4 protein-coding genes and 7 tRNA genes are annotated in these 6,132 nt (G+C 45.0%); 9 read left to right on the top strand and 2 right to left on the bottom strand.

Translation table 11 applies throughout. The features are described 5' to 3' along the window. The first annotated feature begins 1 nt into the window (after position 1). The gene (locus MKHDV_RS17040) at positions 2-1,147 is read left to right on the top strand and encodes a glycoside hydrolase family 3 protein (RefSeq protein ID WP_160717453.1); all 1,146 of its coding nucleotides are present in this window, start codon (positions 2-4) and stop codon (positions 1,145-1,147) included. A gap of 124 nt (positions 1,148-1,271) precedes the next feature. Here the strand turns inward: MKHDV_RS17040 and MKHDV_RS17045 are convergent, their stop codons facing one another. Both MKHDV_RS17045 and MKHDV_RS17050 read right to left on the bottom strand, forming a co-directional pair. Further along, complete coding sequence (locus MKHDV_RS17045) at positions 1,272-1,946, bottom strand: TVP38/TMEM64 family protein (protein WP_160717455.1); 675 nt, start codon at positions 1,944-1,946, stop codon at positions 1,272-1,274. 89 nt (positions 1,947-2,035) lie between these two features. Further along, entirely contained in the window at positions 2,036-2,761 is a 726-nt protein-coding gene (locus MKHDV_RS17050; RefSeq protein WP_162859889.1) for a glycosyltransferase family 2 protein, read from the bottom strand. Positions 2,762-2,923: 162 nt separating this feature from the next. On the opposite strand from MKHDV_RS17050, the gene MKHDV_RS17055 reads away from it, so the two are divergent. The 8 genes from MKHDV_RS17055 to MKHDV_RS17090 all read left to right on the top strand — a co-directional run bounded on the left by MKHDV_RS17055 (position 2,924) and on the right by MKHDV_RS17090 (position 6,130). Then, a tRNA-Met gene (locus tag MKHDV_RS17055) sits at positions 2,924-3,000 on the top strand. Positions 3,001-3,012: 12 nt separating this feature from the next. Next, positions 3,013-3,089 (top strand) — tRNA-Trp (locus MKHDV_RS17060). Between the two features lie 220 nt (positions 3,090-3,309). Continuing rightward, a tRNA-Met gene (locus MKHDV_RS17065) sits at positions 3,310-3,386 on the top strand. Between the two features lie 12 nt (positions 3,387-3,398). Further along, positions 3,399-3,475 (top strand) — tRNA-Trp (locus MKHDV_RS17070). A 160-nt stretch (positions 3,476-3,635) separates the two neighbouring features. Then, a tRNA-Met gene (locus MKHDV_RS17075) sits at positions 3,636-3,712 on the top strand. Positions 3,713-4,165: 453 nt separating this feature from the next. Next, the gene (locus tag MKHDV_RS17080) at positions 4,166-5,536 is read left to right on the top strand and encodes a serine hydrolase (protein WP_216846956.1); all 1,371 of its coding nucleotides are present in this window, start codon (positions 4,166-4,168) and stop codon (positions 5,534-5,536) included. 315 nt (positions 5,537-5,851) lie between these two features. Further along, positions 5,852-5,928, top strand: a tRNA-Met gene (locus MKHDV_RS17085). Positions 5,929-6,052: 124 nt separating this feature from the next. Continuing rightward, positions 6,053-6,130 (top strand) — tRNA-Met (locus tag MKHDV_RS17090). Positions 6,131-6,132: the final 2 nt, after the last annotated feature.

The following is a 6,132-nucleotide window of genomic DNA, read 5'->3' on the forward strand; positions in this document are numbered from 1 at the left end:
GATGCCAAAAATTATAGCGTGCTGTGTACTGTTTTTAATGATTGCGACGCAGAGCTTTGCTGTGCAGGCCACTGAATCCCCTGCATCTGAAGTTTCTCTCAAAACAATGATCGGTCAAATGATCATGGTTGGTTTTCGGGGAGAGGGTGCTACCGCTGCGCGCGTCATATTGCGGGACATAAAGCAACACCAGATTGGTGGTGTCATTTTATTTGAAAAAGATTACCTGCGGCCACAGGCTGTACGTAATATTATAAGCAAAGCACAGGTGTGTGATCTTGTTGACGCATTGCAGGACATCTCGACTATTCCATTATTCATCGCAATAGATCAGGAAGGCGGGTTGGTCTCACGGTTTAAACCTACACACGGCTTTGCTGGAACGCCTTCTGCTCAAAAGCTGGGTGAAAAGCCGGTGAGTGAAACCTTTGCGGCAGGCGAGCGCACAGGCGCGTATCTTAAAGATGTTGGTGTGAATATGGACTTTGCGCCAGTGCTCGATGTTAATGTGAATCCAGAATCTCCGGTTATTGGTGCCATACAGCGTAGTTTTAGCTCAGACCCTGCGACTGTTGCTAAGTATGCACACGCATTCGCTCAGGGCATGGGACGTTATGGAATCATTTCCGGTTACAAGCATTTTCCGGGACACGGCAGCTCTCTTTCAGATTCCCACAAAGGGCTACCGGACGTTACAAAAACATGGTCGAAGAAAGAGCTACTGCCGTATGCTGAATTGTTAGGTACAGAGCCACTTCATGTCGTTATGGTAGGGCATCTGTACCACCGTAAGCTTGATGCTGATACACCGACATCATTGTCTTATCCGGTAGTTACCAAAATGCTTAGAGAGAAGCTTAATTACGATGGTGTTATTGTGACAGATGATCTGCAAATGAGAGCGATCACAAATCAATACTCCATTGATGAGGCTGCTGTAAAAGCTGTGCAGGCAGGTAGTGACATTGTGCTTGTGGGAAACAACATGAAGTATGATCCGAAAATTGTTTCCAAGCTTGTTACTTCGCTTACATGGGCGGTTCATAATGGCGATATCCCAATCGAGCGAATTCGTCAGTCTTATGATCGGATCATGAAACTTAAGCACGATTCAGGACTACTCGTGGATGATGTCTCGAAGCAATAAGTCATTAAGTAATAGGTTATTGCGAGTCGGAAACGGCTGCGAAAAAATATCATAAAAAAAGAAGGGTGGAGTTAAAACTCCACCCTTCTTTTTTTATGTACGGTAGTGAGGCAACGCCTCAGAACTAAGCGTCTTGTTCCACTTGTGAGGTAAGAAGCCGATATTTTTTATACAATCTCACGCCAATGGCGGAGGAAAGAATAAAAAGCACGGCGCTCACACTGGTACGGAGTACAGGCTCAACAGTGACACCACTTCCCAGAAGAGAGAAGATGAGAGTCTGTGGCATGTACCCTAACGAAGAACCCGCGACAAAAGACAAGGGGCGGATATTACTTACACCGGCAACTACGTTTGTAGCCAGATTGCTGCCGACTGGGAGCAGGCGCACAATCATTGCTGTCTGAAATGGTGAGCTTTGTAAAAAACCGTTGATGCCCTGTAAGTGATTCGGGAATCTGCGGTTAATTGTTTCCTGTCCTAACAATCGGGCTACCCAAAAACAGCATATGCACCCAAGTGTCACTGCTGTAATCGCGGCTAAGAAGCCATGGACGGCACCAAACGCATATCCTGCGCAAAAGGCGGAAAGTTGTCTTGGAATGCCCATGCCTGTAAGTAAGGCGGCTATTCCGATAAACAGGGCAACGCCTTGCATTCCAGTATTTCGAATATATGTATCGACCCACTCAGGTTCTAAAACCTCAGCGATGCCTAATTTACGTAATGTAAGTACAACAGCAACCAGCAGTCCGATAACTGCAAGGTTGATAATAACTTTTTTTTGACTTGAAGACATAGTTTTCCCTGCATTAATGAACCAAATCATCAAGCAGTTGGTCTAGGGATAGAATATATGGCGCAAGTAACTTCGCGTATAATCGCGAGTTATAAGTTGCGATCTTTAATAGAATAACGGAAGTGACGGCTCTGCATCCAGCGGATAGCTAACAAATCAAGGAAAGTAGCTTTAGCTCTGTCGAGGATTCCGTATTTGGACTCTCCATGCTGACGATGTCTGTGGTTCACAGGTACTTCAGAAACAGTTGCGCCCTGCATTTTCATAAGCGTAGGGAGGAATCGGTGCATACCGGTGAGCATCGGAATTTGCTGAACCAGTGTGGTGTCCATAACTTTAAGTGAGCAACCGGTGTCTTTTACGGTTTCACGGCTTAATTTGTTACGGATTGCGTTTCCGATTTTGGAAGCAACTTTTTTCTGCAATGTATCCTGACGTTTCTGACGCCAGCCGATAACCATTGTGTAACCTCGTTCGTATTCACGAAGAAGGGCAGGAATATCAGCAGGATCATTCTGTAAATCTGCATCGATAGTAATCACTACGTCAGTTTCAGCAGCATCAAAGCCAGCTTTGAATGCAGCGGACTGCCCACAGTTTTCTGCAAACGCTACATATTTTACTTCAGAGTGCTTATCGCCCATGGAGCGAATAACCTGAAGGCTGTTATCAGAACTACCATCATCAACAAAAATTACTTGCCATTCTTTGTCGAGCGGAGAGAGTGCTTTATTTATTTCACCGAAAAGAAGGGGAATATTATCTTCTTCGTTGAACACAGGTACAACTATAGATAGGGAATTAATATTTGTCATGCGCATGGTATAAGGCGATTGGTGTTGCTTGTAAATAAGGATAGAGTATATTCCATTGAGACTTCCGGTATTGGTACGGTTAATTGTTTAGAAAAATAAAATTTTATTGCAAAGTGCTGTTGACAGGTAGGGCGAATCGGCATAGAAGCTCTCTCACGATGACGCGGGGTGGAGCAGTACGGTAGCTCGTCGGGCTCATAACCCGAAGGCCGCAGGTTCAAATCCTGTCCCCGCTACCATTAAAATGATCCAGGGGTGTAGTTCTAACGGCTAGAACGCCGGTCTCCAAAACCGGATGTTGGGAGTTCGAATCTCTCCACCCCTGCCATTAACATTCAATTCAGTGTAAATTGTTTTGAAGTGTAATGAGCAGATGATGCATATTCGTATGTGTCCAGCACGTTTCGCGCCACGCACAGTAGTGCGTTGCAGGTTAATGGATGGTTAAACATCTAGATTCAGCGTATTGTCTGAATCTTTTTTTATGACTTCAAAATAGCATTGTTCGTATGAACTGATTGCTGTTAAGAAGAGCATATATACGGTGACGCGGGGTGGAGCAGTACGGTAGCTCGTCGGGCTCATAACCCGAAGGCCGCAGGTTCAAATCCTGTCCCCGCTACCAAAAAAATGATTCAGGGGTGTAGTTCTAACGGCTAGAACGCCGGTCTCCAAAACCGGATGTTGGGAGTTCGAATCTCTCCACCCCTGCCATTAAATTCTAATCAATTGTACATTATGTATCAGTAAAGATTAGTATTTTTTGAAATGATATGAGATTACAGATTCAGAAAAGACTCTGAATCATTTTATGACTTCAAAATAGCATCGATCTTTATGACTGATTGCTGTTAAGATGCTCATTATACGGTGACGCGGGGTGGAGCAGTACGGTAGCTCGTCGGGCTCATAACCCGAAGGCCGCAGGTTCAAATCCTGTCCCCGCTACCACGAAATTTCAGGCACCTAGAGATATCTCTCTAGGTGCCTTTTTTTGTGTTTTTCGAGTCTGCCTTTCGACCGATTAGTGTTTTCTCCACATCTTTCCTTCCTTTTTGTTCCCTTCTTAGCAATTCACATAGCATTTAGAGATTCTGATTAACGTCTTGTCTGTACTGTTTTATATACATACACCTCATGGGGAAGGCAGGGGCTGCGTCATGCTCTACCTATTGAACAGGCCGTTTGTACTGCGTTGTCTAGTCGATTTTCTGTAGCGTTATTTTTTCTTGGTAAACGCTCTGCTGTCCATGGTCTTACAACTTGTTCTTTTAGATAGTTGCAATGTCCTTTTGTTGCATCAGAGTAGGAAGGCTTTGAAGAAATCCTTTACTCGTTCTTGGCTGAGTATAACGTATGTAAAGGTCAGAGATCCGGATGTCATCGGCTATAACAGGAGTACCTATGAAAAGTTTTGTTAACGCTAAGAACCCGTATGTATATTTGCTATGCCTCTGTGCTCTAATGGTTGGGGCAATGCTCTTTCTGTTCTCAACTGTTGCGGGTGCGAATGCTGCAACGGCCACTCAAGACAAATATGCCACAGCGTCTGAGCTAGAGCTTATGGAAGGGTTTCCTCCGCCGCCGGATAAGCGAGTGACCCGTGATAATGCCATGCTGACGGCGCCGTTTAACCGTTGGTCGTATTTGAATATGCGAATGCTGTATCCTTCTGCATCGATCAAGGCTGCTGAGAAGGCGATAGCCATCAAGAAAGAGATCAATAAAGGTTTAGATACGGTTGTCGTAGAAGAGCCCGGTAGTGACTCGATGGTGGATATGGAAACTTTTATGAAGAAGACATATACCGACTCGCTGGTGGTCATTCAGGGTGATAAAATTGTTTATGAAAAGTTTTTCAACGGTATGAATGCTAACCAGCCGCACCAGATGATGTCAGTTACAAAGTCATTCGGTGGCTTGCTTGGATTGATTGCTGTGGAAGATGGGAAGCTGGGCGAAGATGATTTGGTTGTTGAATATATACCTGAGCTTAAAGATGCGGGCGCGTTTGCTGATGCAACCTTTGGGCAGGTTTTGAATATGACCAACTCCATGGACTTTTCTGAAGTGTATTCAGATCCTAAATCAGGTATTCGTCGTTATAGTGCAGTTCTTGGGTGGACAGCGCCAGAGCCTGGAGTTGAATACGAAGAAAATCTCTACGAGTACATCGGCACACTCGGTATCGACAAAAAGCATAAGCATGGTGAGATTTTTCATTACCAGACGCCTAAGACTGATGTGGTGAACTGGGTAATTAACCGAGTGAATGAGCAGCCTTTTCAGGATATAATGTACGATAAGCTCTGGTCAAAGCTTGGCACAGAGGGTGAAACATATGTTCTTTTAGATAAGAACGGTACGTTGGTTGTTGGTGGCGGCTTGAATGCCACGCCGAATAACTTAGCTCGCTTTGCGATTATGATGATCAACGACGGCAAGTTTGATGGCAAACAGGTTGTATCACCGTCTGTCATTAAAAAGCTTGCTGACGGCGGAAGCATTAAAGCGTTTGATACTGGTCCGGAGTCTGATGGAGTAGTTTTTCCGAAAGGCGAATGGAGCTATCGCGCACAATGGTGGGTCAAACATACTAAAGGAATGGAAGCCATTGTTGCGATTGGCGTACACGGGCAGTGGATTTATTTAGACGTGAATCATAGAATCGCAATAATTAAGCAGTCGTCTCAGCCTTTGTCCAAAGATGAATATCTAAACGGCTTCGATCTCAATGCGTTTTATGCAATCATTAACTATCTGAGCAAAAAGTAATTTGAGCCGACTTGAGCGGCATCTAGCCAGTGCAGTTTTTAGGGATAAGAGAGCCTGACGGTTTTAGATGGGCGCAGTGGTCACTCCGTTTGGAGCGACTGATGTTTTTGGTTGATATAGGGTGTTGGCGCTTGCAGCATGAAAAAGACTCACGCACTGTAGATCGTCTCTGATGTGTTTGCTTTTGTACAAAAGCATGATGAGGTCAAAGCTGATTGTTAAGGACGTTTTTCTCTTCTTATCTCTTAAGGGCATAAAGTTTTTGTTTCTTGTTGACGGGCGACCTGTAAGAGCATAGATACCTTTTCACGATGACGCGGGGTGGAGCAGTACGGTAGCTCGTCGGGCTCATAACCCGAAGGCCGCAGGTTCAAATCCTGTCCCCGCTACCATGACTATATGAGGTTCGGAAGTGATTCTGAACCTCTTTTCTTTTTTATTCCGTCCCAGTAGAAATAAAGTTTTTGTTTCTGTTGACGGACGACCAAGAAGGGCATAGATACCTTCTCACGATGACGCGGGGGTGGAGCAGTACGGTAGCTCGTCGGGCTCATAACCCGAAGGCCGCAGGTTCAAATCCTGTCCCCGCTACCACG

The organism is Halodesulfovibrio sp. MK-HDV (assembly GCF_009914765.1).
Taxonomy (GTDB): Bacteria; Desulfobacterota; Desulfovibrionia; order Desulfovibrionales; family Desulfovibrionaceae; genus Halodesulfovibrio.

Excerpts from the sequence above, each read along its gene's own strand:
- MKHDV_RS17040 (WP_160717453.1), top strand. The coding sequence starts at position 2 with ATGCCAAAAATTATAGCGTGCTGTGTACTGTTTTTAATGATTGCGACG.
- MKHDV_RS17045 (WP_160717455.1), bottom strand. The coding sequence starts at position 1,946 with ATGTCTTCAAGTCAAAAAAAAGTTATTATCAACCTTGCAGTTATCGGA.
- MKHDV_RS17050 (WP_162859889.1), bottom strand. The coding sequence starts at position 2,761 with ATGACAAATATTAATTCCCTATCTATAGTTGTACCTGTGTTCAACGAA.
- MKHDV_RS17080 (WP_216846956.1), top strand. The coding sequence starts at position 4,166 with ATGAAAAGTTTTGTTAACGCTAAGAACCCGTATGTATATTTGCTATGC.